At 53.7% G+C, this 16,054-nt stretch carries 12 protein-coding genes, 3 tRNA genes and 2 rRNA genes (1 of these 17 running past the window's edge); 9 read left to right on the forward strand and 8 right to left on the reverse strand.

From position 1 onward, the window contains the following. The 5 genes from ACR3E7_RS15495 to ACR3E7_RS15515 all read left to right on the forward strand — a co-directional run. A tRNA-Ile gene (locus tag ACR3E7_RS15495) sits at positions 1-17 on the forward strand (it extends 60 nt beyond the left edge of the window). A gap of 10 nt (positions 18-27) precedes the next feature. Further along, positions 28-103: transfer RNA gene (locus tag ACR3E7_RS15500), tRNA-Ala, on the forward strand. A gap of 479 nt (positions 104-582) precedes the next feature. Next, positions 583-3,409, forward strand: a 23S ribosomal RNA gene (locus ACR3E7_RS15505). 189 nt (positions 3,410-3,598) lie between these two features. Beyond that, a 5S ribosomal RNA gene (gene rrf, locus ACR3E7_RS15510) occupies positions 3,599-3,713 on the forward strand. 51 nt (positions 3,714-3,764) lie between these two features. Further along, positions 3,765-3,841 (forward strand) — tRNA-Met (locus tag ACR3E7_RS15515). Between the two features lie 605 nt (positions 3,842-4,446). Here the strand turns inward: ACR3E7_RS15515 and ACR3E7_RS15520 are convergent. The 4 genes from ACR3E7_RS15520 to ACR3E7_RS15535 all read right to left on the reverse strand — a co-directional run bounded on the left by ACR3E7_RS15520 (position 4,447) and on the right by ACR3E7_RS15535 (position 8,086). Further along, positions 4,447-5,454, reverse strand: coding sequence for a DUF2955 domain-containing protein (locus ACR3E7_RS15520; protein ID WP_480506122.1), 1,008 nt, complete (start codon positions 5,452-5,454; stop codon positions 4,447-4,449). After that, complete coding sequence (locus ACR3E7_RS15525) at positions 5,444-6,508, reverse strand: HlyD family secretion protein (RefSeq protein ID WP_170775834.1); 1,065 nt, start codon at positions 6,506-6,508, stop codon at positions 5,444-5,446. Before ACR3E7_RS15525 ends, ACR3E7_RS15520 begins: the two co-directional genes overlap by 11 nt. Further along, positions 6,505-7,584, reverse strand: coding sequence for an AI-2E family transporter (locus ACR3E7_RS15530; RefSeq protein WP_170787525.1), 1,080 nt, complete (start codon positions 7,582-7,584; stop codon positions 6,505-6,507). Before ACR3E7_RS15530 ends, ACR3E7_RS15525 begins: the two co-directional genes overlap by 4 nt. Before the next feature lie 175 nt (positions 7,585-7,759). Further along, positions 7,760-8,086, reverse strand: coding sequence for a potassium channel family protein (locus ACR3E7_RS15535; RefSeq protein WP_170775830.1), 327 nt, complete (start codon positions 8,084-8,086; stop codon positions 7,760-7,762). Positions 8,087-8,582: 496 nt separating this feature from the next. Between ACR3E7_RS15535 and ACR3E7_RS15540 the strand changes: the two genes are divergently transcribed. From ACR3E7_RS15540 to ACR3E7_RS15555, 4 genes are all read left to right on the forward strand, one after another. Next, complete coding sequence (locus ACR3E7_RS15540; protein ID WP_419555667.1) at positions 8,583-10,466, forward strand: SLC13 family permease; 1,884 nt, start codon at positions 8,583-8,585, stop codon at positions 10,464-10,466. A 450-nt stretch (positions 10,467-10,916) separates the two neighbouring features. Beyond that, positions 10,917-11,813: a formylglycine-generating enzyme family protein gene (locus tag ACR3E7_RS15545; RefSeq protein WP_480506126.1), complete on the forward strand. Its 897-nt coding sequence runs from the start codon at positions 10,917-10,919 to the stop codon at positions 11,811-11,813. A 578-nt stretch (positions 11,814-12,391) separates the two neighbouring features. Further along, entirely contained in the window at positions 12,392-12,619 is a 228-nt protein-coding gene (locus tag ACR3E7_RS15550; RefSeq protein ID WP_170775826.1) for a DUF1127 domain-containing protein, read from the forward strand. Between the two features lie 48 nt (positions 12,620-12,667). Continuing rightward, entirely contained in the window at positions 12,668-12,871 is a 204-nt protein-coding gene (locus ACR3E7_RS15555) for a hypothetical protein (RefSeq protein WP_480506128.1), read from the forward strand. A gap of 79 nt (positions 12,872-12,950) precedes the next feature. On the opposite strand, the gene ACR3E7_RS15560 is transcribed toward ACR3E7_RS15555, so the two are convergent. From ACR3E7_RS15560 to ACR3E7_RS15575, 4 genes are read right to left on the reverse strand one after another with little or no spacing between them, the layout of a single operon-like run. Beyond that, positions 12,951-14,093 (reverse strand): saccharopine dehydrogenase family protein, encoded by a 1,143-nt coding sequence (locus ACR3E7_RS15560; protein WP_480506130.1) that lies wholly within the window; start codon positions 14,091-14,093, stop codon positions 12,951-12,953. A gap of 21 nt (positions 14,094-14,114) precedes the next feature. Further along, positions 14,115-14,363, reverse strand: a complete 249-nt coding sequence (locus ACR3E7_RS15565) for a SemiSWEET family sugar transporter (RefSeq protein ID WP_170775820.1) — start codon at positions 14,361-14,363, stop codon at positions 14,115-14,117. Between the two features lie 12 nt (positions 14,364-14,375). Then, positions 14,376-15,419, reverse strand: a complete 1,044-nt coding sequence (locus ACR3E7_RS15570) for a saccharopine dehydrogenase (RefSeq protein ID WP_480506132.1) — start codon at positions 15,417-15,419, stop codon at positions 14,376-14,378. Between the two features lie 13 nt (positions 15,420-15,432). Further along, a complete protein-coding gene (locus tag ACR3E7_RS15575; RefSeq protein WP_480506134.1) occupies positions 15,433-16,047 on the reverse strand; it encodes a glutathione S-transferase family protein in 615 nt (204 codons plus the stop codon). Between the last annotated feature and the right edge of the window lie 7 nt (positions 16,048-16,054).

Consider the following 16,054-nt stretch of genomic DNA (forward strand, 5'->3'; position numbering starts at 1 on the left):
TCCTCCTCGACCCACCAAAAAACTTTTGGGGCCTTAGCTCAGCTGGGAGAGCGCCTGATTTGCATTCAGGAGGTCAGGAGTTCGATCCTCCTAGGCTCCACCATTTACCCGATCAGATCGTTAAGCACCTTTTTGGTTCTTAACCGTCCGATTGGACGTCAATTGACATCGTATAGAGAGAAATCAATCAACACTGTTTGATCGCGCCGAGTGTGGCGTTGATCTCAGTCGTTCTCATCTTTGGATGAGCGGGTTGTGATGCGGGTGTTTCCTCGCCTGTCCACGACTATCCCGGCTGAAACGAACAGAGTTGTCCAAGTCAAGTACACTAACCCGCATAACTTAACGGTTATGCATGTCTTCTATCCTCTGCGTGGGGCCGACCGACATCGGCAGCGCGGGTTCCAGGATGGAAGGCGGGAAAGTATGCTTTTGGTTCAGAAGAAAGATGACCTTTAGTTACCAGCTGGGTCATTGCGATTGATTTGATTACTAGCGCAGCTTTGGTTGTGTGCGGTCAAACGCACTCAAGTAGCCGAATAGGCGGTAGTGCCAATATCAAGTCTTTCTTTTTCTGGATCAAATCAAGCGCGAGAAGGGCGTTTGGTGAATGCCTTGGCAGCAAGAGGCGATGAAAGACGTGATACTCTGCGATAAGCCATGGGGAGCTGAGAATAAGCTTTGATCCATGGATCTCTGAATGGGGCAACCCACCTGAATGTTTGTTATTGTTAGTTTTGCTAATCAATAATGAGCATGAACAGGTACTTAAGACCTGAATACATAGGGTTTTAAGAGCAAACCCGGGGAACTGAAACATCTAAGTACCCGGAGGAAAGGAAATCAATTGATACTCCCCTAGTAGCGGCGAGCGAACGGGGACCAGCCGAGCCAGATAAGTGACTAGAACACGTTGGGAAGCGTGGCCATAGCGGGTGACAGCCCCGTATAGGAAGCTTTGATGGACGTATTAAGTAGGGCGGAACACGTGAAATTCTGTCTGAAGATCGGAGGACCACCTTCGAAGGCTAAGTACTCCTTGCTGACCGATAGTGAACCAGTACCGTGAGGGAAAGGTGAAAAGCACCCCGACGAGGGGAGTGAAACAGTACCTGAAACCGAACGCCTACAATCAGTCGGAGGATCCTCGAGATCTGACGGCGTACCTTTTGTATAATGGGTCATCGACTTGGTCTTACGAGCAAGCTTAAGCCGTTAGGTGTAGGCGTAGCGAAAGCGAGTCTTAATAGGGCGTATGAGTTCGTGGGATCAGACCCGAAACCGAGTGATCTAGGCATGGCCAGGTTGAAGGTAAGGTAACACTTACTGGAGGACCGAACCCACATCCGTTGAAAAGGATCGGGATGAGCTGTGCCTAGGGGTGAAAGGCCAATCAAACTCGGAGATAGCTGGTTCTCTGCGAAATCTATTTAGGTAGAGCGTCATCCGAATACCCCGGGGGGTAGAGCACTGGATGGGTAATGGGGCCCCACAGGCTTACTGATCCTAACCAAACTCCGAATACCCGGGAGTACTAGATGGCAGACACACTGCGGATGCTAACGTCCGTAGTGGAGAGGGAAACAACCCTGACCTACGACTAAGGCCCCCAATTCATGGCTAAGTGGGAAAGCAGGTGGGACGACCAAAACAACCAGGAGGTTGGCTTAGAAGCAGCCATCCTTTAAAGATAGCGTAACAGCTCACTGGTCTAAATAAGTTGTCCTGCGGCGAAGATGTAACGGGGCTCAAGCCATGAGCCGAAGTCTAGGGATGCGTAAGCATCGGTAGCAGAGCGTAGTGTGACATAGTCTCATTCCTCCTTCATGCCTTCGGGCAGATTGGAGGAGAGAGGCTTTCGATGAAGCGGGCGCGTGAGCGATCCCGTGGAGAGATCACTAGTGAGAATGATGACATGAGTAGCGACAAAGAGTGTGAGAGACACTCTCGCCGAAAGTCCAAGGGTTCCTGCTTAAAGCTAATCTGAGCAGGGTAAGCCGGCCCCTAAGCCGAGGCCGAAAGGCGTAGGCGATGGGAACTAGGTTAATATTCCTAGGCCAGGAGGATGTGACGGATCACAGGTGTAGTTCAATCTTATCGGATTGATTGGGCTGCTGAGTGGTTCCTGGAAATAGCCCTCCATCAGACCGTACCCTAAACCGACACAGGTGGACTGGTAGAGCATACCAAGGCGCTTGAGAGAACGATGTTGAAGGAACTCGGCAAAATACCTCCGTAAGTTCGCGAGAAGGAGGCCCGGTTCCTAGGCAACTAGGGGCTGGGGGCACAAACCAGGGGGTGGCGACTGTTTATTAAAAACACAGGGCTCTGCGAAGTCGCAAGACGACGTATAGGGTCTGACGCCTGCCCGGTGCCTGAAGGTTAAAAGGAGAGGTGAGAGCCTTGAATTGAAGCCCAGGTAAACGGCGGCCGTAACTATAACGGTCCTAAGGTAGCGAAATTCCTTGTCGGGTAAGTTCCGACCTGCACGAATGGCGTAACGACTTCCCCGCTGTCTCCAACATCGACTCAGCGAAATTGAATTGCCTGTCAAGATGCAGGCTTCCCGCGGTTAGACGGAAAGACCCCGTGCACCTTTACTACAGCTTCGCACTGGCATCAGGATTGTGATGTGCAGGATAGGTGGTAGGCTTTGAAGCAGGAACGCAAGTACCTGTGGAGCCTCCCTTGAGATACCACCCTTCGCACTCTTGATGTCTAACCGCGGTCCGTTATCCGGATCCGGGACCCTGCGTGGCGGGTAGTTTGACTGGGGCGGTCGCCTCCTAAAGCGTAACGGAGGCGCGCGAAGGTTGGCTCAGAGCGGTCGGAAATCGCTCGTTGAGTGCAATGGCAGAAGCCAGCCTGACTGCAAGACTGACAAGTCGAGCAGAGTCGAAAGACGGCCATAGTGATCCGGTGGTCCCGAGTGGAAGGGCCATCGCTCAACGGATAAAAGGTACGCCGGGGATAACAGGCTGATACTGCCCAAGAGTCCATATCGACGGCAGTGTTTGGCACCTCGATGTCGGCTCATCTCATCCTGGGGCTGGAGCAGGTCCCAAGGGTACGGCTGTTCGCCGTTTAAAGAGGTACGTGAGCTGGGTTTAGAACGTCGTGAGACAGTTCGGTCCCTATCTGCCGTGGGTGTAGGAGACTTGAGAGGAGTTGCCCCTAGTACGAGAGGACCGGGGTGAACGATCCACTGGTGGACCAGTTGTCGTGCCAACGGCAGTGCTGGGTAGCTATGATCGGACAGGATAACCGCTGAAGGCATCTAAGCGGGAAGCCCCCCTCAAAACAAGGTCTCCCTGAGGGCCGTGGAAGACCACCACGTCAATAGGCCGGAGATGTAAGCGCAGTAATGCGTTCAGTTGACCGGTACTAATCGCCCGATAGGCTTGATTTGATCCAGTAATGGAAAGACAAGACCAAAGCATACACCAATCTTGACAAAGGACAGCGTCGCAGCGCCAAGCCGCGATGTTGGTTGATTAAATAACCGTGCGGGAACGCGCCTTTTGTAAACAAAAGACGCTGCCTCCCGCATGGTCGCTTTCTTGCACAGCAAGAAAGTCGACCGAGGGCTTTTCCTCGGTTTGGTGGTCATAGCGCAAGTGAAACACCCGGTCCCATCCCGAACCCGGAAGTTAAGCACTGCCGCGCCAATGGTACTTGGGCTTAAGCCCCGGGAGAGTAGGTCACCGCCAAACCTAGAAAAAGCCCAATTCTCTCTAACACGATGAAAACAAATCTGACTCTGACGCGGGATGGAGCAGCCCGGTAGCTCGTCAGGCTCATAACCTGAAGGTCGCAGGTTCAAATCCTGCTCCCGCAACCAGCGTCAGAAATCCCCTACACAGCCCGGTCAGACTAAAATTGATCCCCCGGATCAAGTGCTTAACGTCGCCACCGCGTCAGGCTCAAAACCTCAAAGCAAGTGCGCCAAAGCATACTCCAGAAACCAACACGGTTAACAAAATGCCGAACATGCCGCCTCACGGCGACTTTAGTTCATTCTGGGCCAACCCAATCATCGCTGCCACGGCACCCTGGAGTTCGATCTGAACGCCGTCCCTCTCATGCAAGACCGTGACCCGTTCGATAAGGACCCGGATGATCTCCAAAGCTCCTGTGAGGATCGACGGATCCGATAACGCATGTGCAAGACTAGCAACATTGGAGCGGCAGCGGAAAACCCCTCATTGGTGCGCATTGCAATGAAGGCCAGAGATGCAAACTATACGAGCCTAGAATAGAAAGTGTCCGTTTGAGCCGCAAGAGTGCAAAGCGTGAAAGTCGCTGTGTTCAAAAACTTGATAGTAAATTCGAATCCGAAAGAAATTTGCCCGAGTTGTCAATGCGCGCTTGAAAAGCGACATTGATGTCCAAGGGCTATCTAGTTGGTAGCTTTATTGGATGGTTGAACACTTTACCTAGTTAAGCTCAAGCGACCTGCACTTCTCTCTCCGGCCAGAACTCGTCGACTATGACATAGGCGACAATTACGAAGAATGCGGCCCCTGCGACTTGCAAAACGCGCGTAATACTTTTGACGTCGGCCTCATCCGAAAATGGCGCAATCGACCCACCATAAACGATCAGGACAGTCGTCAACGCCGAGCCGGCTGCCGCGGCGAGAGCGGCCTGAGACTTTCCAAGCGCTCCGAGGGTGAAGCAGAAGAACAGACATAACAAAATTGGCGTCAGAATAACTGGTGCGATCACGTTTACTTCATAACAGATGATCGACACCGCAGCTCCAAGCAGGTTTGCTGTCAACATCGCTTTAGCGACGGTCTTACCCATTGAAGGCATGGCTGCCAGTTGCTGACTCAAAAGGGCGACGAAGAACAGAACCAATAGGGCAGATGCGCCAGATAGAAAAAACACCATGGCAAATGGCACAGTCACAAGTGACATTCTGACGATCCGCCGGTGCGGATCAAATACGGGTGGCGCGTCAGCTTTCTTCTCGGCGGCTGATTGAAGATTTGCTGGGATCAGCACAAACATCAGCGTCGATACGAAACCTGCAAATAGCAAGTTTATCGGTATCCAGAACACGAGCACAAGCGCTAGGTCCTGCGATTGGAGGGCGAGGTTCGGGATCATCAATGCCCCCATAAGCGCTATGACACCAGGTAGAACACCAGCCCCTGAAACTGACCACATGAAGGACAGGATGATCCCGATGGCCACCAGAATAAGGAATACCACTGGGTAGGGTGCGAAGATCGACGACAACAGAAATGAGATGAACATCAATCCTATCGAGAAAACAAACAATTTGGTGAATGCTGCTAACGGCAGCGCAGCGGGTGCTTGCAGGAAGAGCGCAGTGAAAACTGCCCCTACAACCGCCAAGGGCCATCCTAAAAACAGGCCCAAGGTAAAGACGCCGGTCACACCCAAGGCGAGCCTGAAAATGGATTTCCGGCCCTCAATAGGCATAGGAAAGAATCGAAACCAAACGGATATAGGTCTGGCCGACCATGTTCAGCAGGGAATTGTCGCTCAGATACATGATCACGTCGGCCTGCCCGTTAAGTTGGAAGCGTAGGTCGTCTTCGGCGCTTCCGGCCTCATACCCCGGCAGCACGATCCGAACAGGGAACCGTTCTGGTTCGCGTAGAAACCCTTTGGTACTTGGCGGGCTCGCCAACTGGCCGGGTTCATCGCCTCCGCTCAAAGATACAGCCGCGCTGAAGCTCTCAATAACACCCGGGACGATTTTACCGGGGTGCATATCCAACACGACATCGACAGGAGAACCTATTGCAGCTCGGCCTAAGTTATTTTCAGTAAAATACGCCTCAATCCAAACGTCGGTTGCATCCAGGAACGTCAAAAGGTCCTGACCAGATCGTGCGTATGTACCAGGGGCTATCAACAAATTGGATATGACACCCGTCGCCGGAGCGCGAAGTTCCGTCCACTCGAGGTTTAGCTCTGCATCTGCCAAGGCTGCCAATGCGCGTTGTATTTTTGGATTTTCGATCCCGTCGTCACCCAACCTCTGCTTTGCTTTTTCCAAATCCGCTTTAGCGTTCTCATAACTTGCCTCAGACTCTGCCAATTGACCTCGGGCATCATCGGCTTTTGAGACGGCGATCAATCCCTTTCTTTCCAGCGCAAACACGCGCTCTGTTTGAATCCGCATCGTATCCAGATCGCTCTGGGCCCGGGCCAATTTGGCTTGCGCAGCCCTCACCTCTGCCGAGGATGCGCCCACTTCCTGCGTGGCGGCTTCCAGATCAGCTTCGGCCTTGTCGCGTTGAATTTCGTAGGGCCTGGGGTCAATCCGAACCAGAACATCACCTGCCGAGACAACCTGTCCATTTTCGACAAGAACTTCGGTCACTGTACCGGTGACCTGTGGAACAATTTGGGTCGCGACGGCCTTTACTCTGGCATTCCCGGTAAACGGGGTTTTGCGGTCCGCGACAAGGTACCAGACGAGGAAAATAAGAATGACGGCCAAAGTGGTCCAAATCGTCTTTCTCATTTCGCCGCTCCTTCAGCTTCACTTTCGGCTTCTGCAGGCGCATCGATCCAGACCTTGAACAGTTCATAGAATACAGCGAACAGAACAGGCCCCATAAAAATTCCGATCAAGCCATACGCCATCATGCCGCCGAGAACACCGATGAGGATGACTAGCATAGGTGTCTCAAGGCCTTTTGAGATAAATACTGGCCTTAGGAAGCTGTCCATTATCGCTACGGGAACGGCCAGTACGGTGAAGATCAACGCTGTGCCACCGGACATGGTGCTCCAGGCGTAGATGACCACTGGCAGAAGAACCAAACCGGGTCCAATCTGGATAATCGAAAGGATCAGGCAAATAAACGCCAGCGTCGCGGCCGAACCAATCCCGAACAGCGCCAACAATACCCAAACTACGACCGCCTGAATCGCAGCTACGCCAATCACACCCTTTGTCACATTGCGGATCGTCGCGCCTGCCAGTGTAACGAATTCGCCGCCCCGGGGCGCAAAGACTCGGTTGGCAAAACGCTGAAGGCCTTGCACAAGACTTGGGCCAGGGCTGAACAAGGCACCCATAATCAAGACGGACAAAGCCAGTGCCAAGAGCCCAAGTCCGATGCTCAGCACCCGTCCGAACAGCGATTTGGTGATCTCAAGAATCTGCGCGCCGTATTTGGCAAGCGCGCCATCAAGGTTTCGTTCAAATAAGCCCCAAACTTCAGAAATCTTGTTGCCGACCAGGGGCAGCTCTTTTAGCCCTTCTGGTGCCGGTGGGACTTTTAGCTCGCCGCTGTCAGCTTGCTCTGCAAACTCTGATCCAAGCTCGGCTGCCCCCGATACCGCTGTTGCGACCGGCCCCAAAGTCAGAAGAAGACCCAACAAAACCAAAATCGTCGTAGCAAGTTTCTTCCGCCCGCCCAACTTGGACTGTAGCCAATCGAAAACTGGATAGAGTGCGACGCATAGAATCGTCGCCCAGATCACCACGCTTGCCAGCGGTGCCACCATTACCAAAGCGCTGTAAAGGAATAGTCCGAGAAATAGCAGTCTTATCGCGAGATCGACAATCTTCGCGTCCTGGGTCTTTTCCATACCATCCCTCCAATATTTGTTTTCTGAATGTTACACTCAAAAAACGAAATATGTATATTTTTAAATTGGAGGGACCTGCAGAAACCTGAATTCTCTCGTAAATTCGTATTTCAGAGGCCTGGTCTGTAGATGTATAGCCTGCGTATGAAATTGCGTTGGCTCATTGGAGCAAAAATTAATCGTCCCCTTTGGTGTCATCTTGGGACAGGATTGTATCCGCCACCGTGGTCGCTGCAGTCACGAAAATGCCGAGCCCCACGATGATGTAGAACATTGTAAAGATTTTGCCTGCTGCGGTTTCAGGAGAAAAGTCGCCAAACCCTACAGTCGATATTGTCACAACAGAAAAGTAGATGGAGTCGAGCCAACTCCAACCTTCGACATAGCGATAGAATACAGACGCCCACAGGATCATACCGGTTGTGAAGGCCAGAAGGCCTTTGACCCTGCCATCTTTAAAGGCGACGCCTATTCCTCGCGTAATTCTGGCTATCGAATTCATAAAGCGACAATATCAAGGTAAAAACAAATATATACTATTTTTTGAATTTTTTCGTACTAGCCCGAAAGTCTTGTGCGCTCTCACCGCGCGTATCGTGCGGAAATTGTAACCGACTGTTCGCCCCAACCGCTTTGGGACTACTCGGTTCTGTTTTTACTCTATTGGCAGTTTCGGCAATGGTGAAATGCGATACCTGCAACGAAAGGCTAACGGAAATTTCAAGTTCATACTGCATCAGCGAAATCCACTTTCCCAATGTCAGTAGGGTCCGCTAACAGGGACTGCGCAGTCTGTTTTTGAATGTCCGGTTCGGGCTGTATTCTGTTACAGGCGACGGTGGAACGTGGTTCCCCGCATTCACCATGAAGCGAAATCCTTTTACTTTGCCCTGAAATTTTGTTTCGTAGCTTGGCCAAAAAGCGAAATTTCATGACAGCGTACGCGCGATGGTTTAGGTTTTTACTTTAAATAGAATATCCAAGTCTCGGTGGGCTCCTTGGAACAAGTTACCTTTACGTTTGAGATGGGTGTGGTTTGCGTTTTGTTGGCCTTCACCGTCTTCTTGTTCGTGTCAGAAATTGTCAGAATTGACCTCTCCGCCATACTGGTTCTGGTTCTCGTCGGACTTCTCAGCTACGTACCCGGGCTTGAGAACCTGGCGGATGTTTCGCATCTGTTCGATGGGTTTGCGTCGAACGCTGTGATTTCTATTATCGCGGTCATGATCGTCGGTGCCGGATTGGATAAAACTGGTATCATGAACAAGGTTGCTGCGGTCATTCTAAAATATGGCGGCACGGCTGAAAGCCGGGTCCTGTCGATTGTGTCAGGAACGGTCGGCATCATATCCTCATTCATGCAGAATGTCGGAGCGGCTGCGCTGTTTTTGCCGGTCGTCAGCCGCATTTCTACGAGGTCGGGAATACCCTTGTCCCGCCTGCTGATGCCCATGGGGTTTTGCGCCATTCTTGGCGGCACGATGACTATGGTCGGGTCTTCTCCGCTGATTTTGCTGAACGACCTGGTCCAGACTGCAAACGAGGGGCTACCTGAAGGCCAAAAAATCCAACCCTTCGGGCTGTTCTCGGTAGCGCCAATTGGCGCGGCCTTAATCCTGACCGGGATCGGTTATTTTCTTCTGTTTGGGCGTTGGGTGCTGCCTGAAGACACCGGGTCCGACAACACCGGCACAGGACAGGGTACGCAGGAATACCTGCAACGGGTTTACGGCTTGCAGGCGGATATTTTCGAAGTGATCGTGCCAGAAAAAAGCCCGTTGGTCGGGCAGATACTGGCTGACATCAACCATGAAAATCATCTCTACATAATATCCACATTTTATCGCGGTAAGACTTCCATGGTTCAGGTTCTTACCGCCGAGATTGCCGCTCCGTGCCGGCTTGCCATCATAGGAAACCGCTCGGTTGTCGAACAGTTTGCAGAGAAATTTGGTCTGACTGTTCTTCCTGAACTGGATATCTTCGTAGAAGAGTTTGCGCCAACCAATGCCGGAATAGCCGAAGTCGTCGTGACACCTGATAGCAAGCTGATCGGGAAATGCCCCCGCGAGCTTTTGTTCCGAAAGACGTACGGCATGTCATTGCTTGCTATTCATCGAGGAGAAGAAACTCTCAGTCACGTCGAGACTGATACGCACGCGTCCACTCAGATCGGACTTGAAGAGTTTCACGCAGGCGACATGCTTGTCGCGCATACGAGGTGGGACAACCTGATGCGGGTCAAAAAGGATCCAGACTTTGTGGTTGTGACAACAGATTTTCCGCAAGATGAGCTACGGCCTCAGAAGGTCGGTTGGGCTTTGGCCTTCTTTGCGATATCGCTGTCGCTGATACTGTTCACCGACGTTCGCTTGTCCCTTTGCCTTCTGACGGGCGCCGCTGGAATGATGCTCACGCGGGTACTCAGTGTCGATGAGGCATACAGGGCAGTCGGATGGAACACGGTTTTCCTGCTGGCATGCCTGATACCTCTGGGGCAGGCGGTGCAAAATACCGGCACCGCAGCTTGGATCGCCCAGCAAATCATGATCATTTTGAACGGTTGGCCGATTTGGGCGCTTCAAGCCGGTGTCGCAATATTGGCCACCGCGTTTTCCCTGGTTATGTCGAATGTCGGGGCAACCGTGCTGCTCGTGCCCCTTGCTGTTTCAATTGCCGTAGCTGCCGGCGGAAACCCAGCGGCCTTTGCGCTAACAGTTGCAATCTCGACCTCGAACAGCTTCATCATTCCGACCCATCAGGTAAACGCACTGATTATGGGGCCCGCGGGTTACAAGGTAATGGACTTTGTGCGTTCCGGGGGCATCATGACCGTCCTGTTTTTGTTGGTTTCCTTGGTGATGCTCAATGTGATTTTCTGAACCGACTGACGGGAACAGATATCAAACTTTAGGCACCAAACCAAAACCTAACGATGCCGGTTTTAACTTTTTGCCGCTTACCGGGTTCCACTGGTCATCTGAACTCGCCCATGCCCAATCTGTCTTTTTTAGCCGAGAACTTTCACGAGTTTGGCACGCTCGGTGCGTCAATTGCATTGCAAAGTTCAAACCCGAATTGGAAAGCACGCGGGTCACAACAAATTCGGTCCCGACCTTCAAACGGATTGCTATTTTGCGTCCCGTTGAACGTCCGAAAAGCCGGTTGGATGGCAGACACGGATCCCGGCGCTTAAGGTCCGGTTTTCTCCTCACTAACAATTTCACTATGAGTAACGGTTTTGTGAGGCTCATCGGTTCATGACTAGCTAATCAACTAGTTGAATCAGAATTAGTATTTTCAACAGAGACTGATTGTGTTGGGTGGCGAGTATGTATTCACTATTGTTTTCTATTTGGGCATCTCTTCCGTTTGACTTTGGCCAAAGGGCTGAACACTGCTCTAGGGCAGTGGAACAAGCACTCCTCATAGCTGGGCTTCTGACTGTTCCGGCGACGGTGTTTTCTGCGGAACATCAATTAGAGGACGGCACGACCGTCACGCCGCTTGAGATGTTCCAGGAATGCGATGTCTGCCCCGAGATGATCGCGCTTCCCGTGGGTGAGTTCATGATGGGTGGGCCTCCAGGGGAATCTCGGCGAACCAAGTATTTTGCTGATGGAAAAACGCGTACCGCTACGCCGGAGGCTCCTTACATCGCAAAACATGAGGGTCCGGTTCACCGTGTAGAAATCGACATTCCAATTGCAATGGGGCGCAACGAAGTAACCTACGATCAATGGATGGATTGTGTCCAAGACGGCGGCTGTGGCGGGATCGTGCCGAAAAACTGTATTCCTCAGTTCGACGGTTCATGCGTGCCATTGACTGGAAGCTTTCCGGTTATCTACGTCTCGATCGAAGATGCGATTAGCTACACGAATTGGCTCAATCAGAAGGTTGGAGCCGAGGTCTATCGGCTGCCCACTGAAGCGGAATGGGAATACGCCGCGCGGGCGGGAACTCAGACGCCGTTTGCCCAGGGCGAAGAGGTTTCTACTGATCAGGCAAACTTTAGCGGTTCCGCGACCGCGAAGATGTTGGGAGTAGATCGCCCTGATCTGGTCTCACGCCGGCTACCTGTACAGGTTGACCAACTCAATGCCGCGAACGCGTGGGGGCTAAGGCATATGTCAGGCAATGTTGCGGAATTGACGATGTCTTGTGGTCTAAGAGATACGAAGGGTGGCCGACGTCCAGCCGTTATTTGGTCGAAGCGGAACTTTTAGATTGCGAACTAAGAGTAACTCGTGGAGGAGCTTACCGCTTTGCAATGGACTATGCGCGTACGGCTTCTCGTGGAAGAGGCTATGAAACGAGTCGGCGGAATGCAGTTGGGTTCCGTGTACTCAGAGAATTGAATTATTACGACTAAATTTTGGAGAGTTAATATGACTTGAGTCCATGGTGACAGAGATCCCCACACAGTAATTGGTCCATTTGCGGGGCTTCCAACGAGCTTAGGGGAACCTGTACGGACAACCACCTAAGGTCACGTTTTCTGGCTCACATGATCGCATCAATCTCCCCTCGAACATAATCCCAAAGACTGAGGCGACCGAGGAAGAGATTTCAGAAAAACTGGAAAAAGGCACAGCGCAACGACATCAATTCATAGTCCCAAAAAAGGGATAGCGAATTTCTGAACGCATCTCGTTCTGATTAGATTGACACCGTCAGACAAAGTGAAAACACGCTTTCAGTTTCGCCTAAACTTTCCTTAATCGTTCAGAATTGCAGCCTTAACTTCCGCCTCCTTTATCTGTTGTACGACATCAACAGGACACTAGGAATTGGAGGAATTAACATGGCCAATACTCATGCCGCCCCAGCGCCGAAAAACGTTTTTGCCGGGATGATAGCAGACTATGCAGAGGCACGGACCGAGCTCTTTCGGCGGCGGATTTTCGCAAAGACCGTGCGGGAGTTGGAAAGCCTGAATGATGCACAGTTGGCGGATATCGGCGTCCCGCGCGCCGAGATCAAACAGCGCGCTTACCAAAGTGTCTATCGCGGCGTTTCTTACCACAACTGACATGGCCCTCGACCAGCTCAAAGTAGCAAAGAAGGAAGGACCCTGAATATGTTTGATGACGTTTCATTGAATGGCAGGCTGACCCCGGCCGAAAGCGCATTGTTGCTGTTTGACAGAGCGATGAGGATCCAGGCAATCAGAGCCGATATCGTTCGTGCCGCACGATATCTGGACGGGTTCAGTGATCGCAAACTCTCAGAGCTAGGGATCAATCGCAGCGATATCGAAACAACAATCGACAGGTATATCTGACCGCATCACGCAGGGTTGGATAGCGTCTTATCGAAAAAGCCATTCCGGGGTCCTTGGAATGGCTTTTCAAGCTGAACGGTCAGTTGCAGTGGGTCTCTATCTGTAGGTGCTGTGCCAGCCTGTCGATCTCGGCCATCCATGTTTCCACGAGTTTCGGGTCACTGGGTGCTGCGTGAACCCCGGCTGGAATGGCCCGGTTTAGAACCGCTTCGACGGCTAGTGACACCGGCACTGAGACAAGGCGCGCCATCGCCGTGCCCCGCGCGTCGCCCCACGCGTCCATGACGTAGGTTTTGTGCCAGACAGGAATGCCGTCCTTCTCGGCTTTCAGGCCCACGCACAGGACCACGCGGTCAGGCTCGCCCGCGTCATAGGCGTTCTCGGCCCAGAACTGATCCGACATCTCTTTCAAACGCGCGTCACCTTCGGGGCCCGAGAGGGTCTCGATCTCGGTAAATACGTCCGCCCAGGCATCGGCCCAGCCGTTCAGGCGCAGAGTGCCGCGGACGAATTCCTTGACGGTCCAGTGATCCTCGAATTGGTACTCGGCCATGAACGGCAGAGAATCCCGGTTGGGATAGACCTCAAAGCTTTCGGGAGCGGGTAGCGGTGCAATATAGCTGGTGATGGCATCCCACGGGCGGGCAACGTCCAGCGGCGCGTAGTCGCGGATGGATTTTGACGGCGACCGCAGGGCTTTCAGAACGCCCAGAGGCGACCAGCTGAATTTATAGCGGAACGGGTTGGGGTTTTTGGGGATGCCGCCGCAATAGGAGATGAAGCTCAGGTGGTTTTGCGCGTCAAAAGCATCCGAGGCGCGGTAGTCAGCGACCAATGCGTGCGCCATCAGGTGGTCGATGCCCGGATCCAGCCCGACCTCGTTGACAAGGGCAACACCCGCTTCGCGCGCCTTGTCATCCAGCGCGCGCATTTCGGGGGCGATATAGGATGACGACACAAAGTTCGCGCCTTTGGAGATCGCCAATTCGGCCAGCGGTACATGCCAGTCGCCGGGTAGCATGGATACGATCACATCGCCCTTTTCCAACACCGCGCCCAAAGCGTCTATGTTAAATGCGCGAATGTCATCCGTCAGGTCGCCGACCTCAGCCTTGGCCTTGTCGATGGTCCGGTTCCAGACGGTGACTTTGTGACCGCCCTCGATCAGGCGGCGCAGGCCGGGGATGGCCGACAGGCCGGTGCCACACCAATGGATGGTCATTCGTATGCTCCTTTTTGGCTTTCAGCCGAATTTAAGTTTCGCAGTTACAATCGCACCGACAAGTAGGATCGATATCACATTGCCAAGGATCAACGGCCACGCAGCGATCATCAGCCCATAGATCAGCCACAGTGTCAGCGTGGTCAGAATCAGCAAGTTGGCGGGAAGGGACAGGTCTTTTGTTTCGCGGGTGCGCCAAGTTTTGAGAGTTTGAGGCAACCAGCATACTGTTCCCAAAATTGCCGCTGTTGCCCCGATCAGGTGTTCCATGGTTCGCCTTGCCTAACAATGTTTGACGAATTCGGCCCGTGCGCGGCCCCAGACGCCGCTGTCCAGATCGGTCAGGGTCAGCAGGGAGGGCAGCAGTTGCGTGGCATAGTCTTCCGAGCTTTCGACCGGCAGCATCGAGGGCAGGTTGTCGATGGCCATCACGTCCATCACCGGGTCGGTGGCCACGCGCAGCGCGGGGGCGTCCCATGTGGTCGCCCGGTCATAGACTGGCACTGGGTTATAGTCGCTGTCCGGATCGCAGGCCACGTCTCCGATGGCGGTCAAGTTGCGCTGTGCGCTGAGCGCCTCGCGCGGGACAAAGATCGGCGTGCCGGGGCGAGCGAAGATGCAGTTCAGGAACAGATCATGGTCGAGGATCTCGGGGAAGGGTCCACCGCTGGCGGTCTCGGCCATGTCCCACTTTGTAACAGTGACTCCCATCGCCTCGCACAAATCCGCAGCACCCGTGCCCACGCGGCCCAAGGCGCCGATGACGATAGCACGGGGGCGGGTGCCCGTGGCGTCCAGCTCGGCCAGCAACTCGGCGTTTAGCGCGTCTTTGTTGGGGTACACCCCGACCGGAGGGCATTCCTGCCCCCGCTGCTGCGCAGCCCATGTTTTCAGCGTCACCGCCGCGCCCGCATAACCGGCCCAATAGCCAAAGGCAGCGACCCGGCGGCCGTCTTCGTCGACCAGATATTCCAAATCATAAAGCGTTCCGCCCCCGGTCTTGAAGCGCTCTAATAGGGCGCGTCCAGAATGCTGGCCCTTATAAGCATGGCCGAACATGATATGGCGATGTGGCAGGGGCGTGCCGTCCTCTGGCAGTTCTTTAAGGCCAAAGATTATCGCGTCCAGCGGGGCTTGGGGCCAGGAGTTCTCAGCTGCGACCTCACACCCGGCCGCCTTATATCCGTCCAGCGGGATGGCGCGGACCGAGCTTTCCTCGACCGTCACGCGGATGCCTGCGGCGATCAAAGCTGCGGCGCCTTCGGGGGTCAGCCCAACCCGTTCTTCGTTCGGGCGCTGTTCTGCCCGGACCCAGAGATGTGTCATCGTCGTTCCTTTTTCAGAGCATTCCGGCAGCGCGTACGGTCTGCACCGATGCCCGCGCCTCCATCGCGTCTCGGAACGCGATAATCTTGGGAAAGGCTGTAACGTCAACGCCGTCGCCCTCGAGCCAACTGCAGACCACATACAGATAAGCGTCCGCCAGCGAGAACTCATCCCCCAGTACAAAAGGCCCACGCAGCCCGTTCAAGGAGATATAGTCGCAGGACGCGGTCATCGTCTGCGCTACCTTACCCTGCATGTCTTTCCAGCTGGATTGCTTGTCAGCCCACCGCGCCCCGCGCATCTTGTGGGCGTGGTTCACATGCATGGTCGAGGCAAGGTAGTACATCACCTCGCGCATCCGCGCGGCCATGATCGGATCAGAGGGCACAAGCCCGGCCTCGGGCGCTATGGTTGCGATATAGTCCAACAGTGCGCCCGTTTCAGTCAGGATACCTCCGTCTACTACCAGCGCTGGCACACGACCCTTAGGGTTGATTTGCTTGTAGGCGGGTTTGGTCTGCTCACCGCCTGCGAAATCCAGCTTGATCGCCTCGTATTCCAGCCCGGCCTCTTCCAAGGCGATGGCCACGGCGACTGAAATCGTACGGGGAGCATAGTAAAGCTGCATGAAGGGC

Source organism: Ruegeria sp. BK1, from assembly GCF_056535645.1.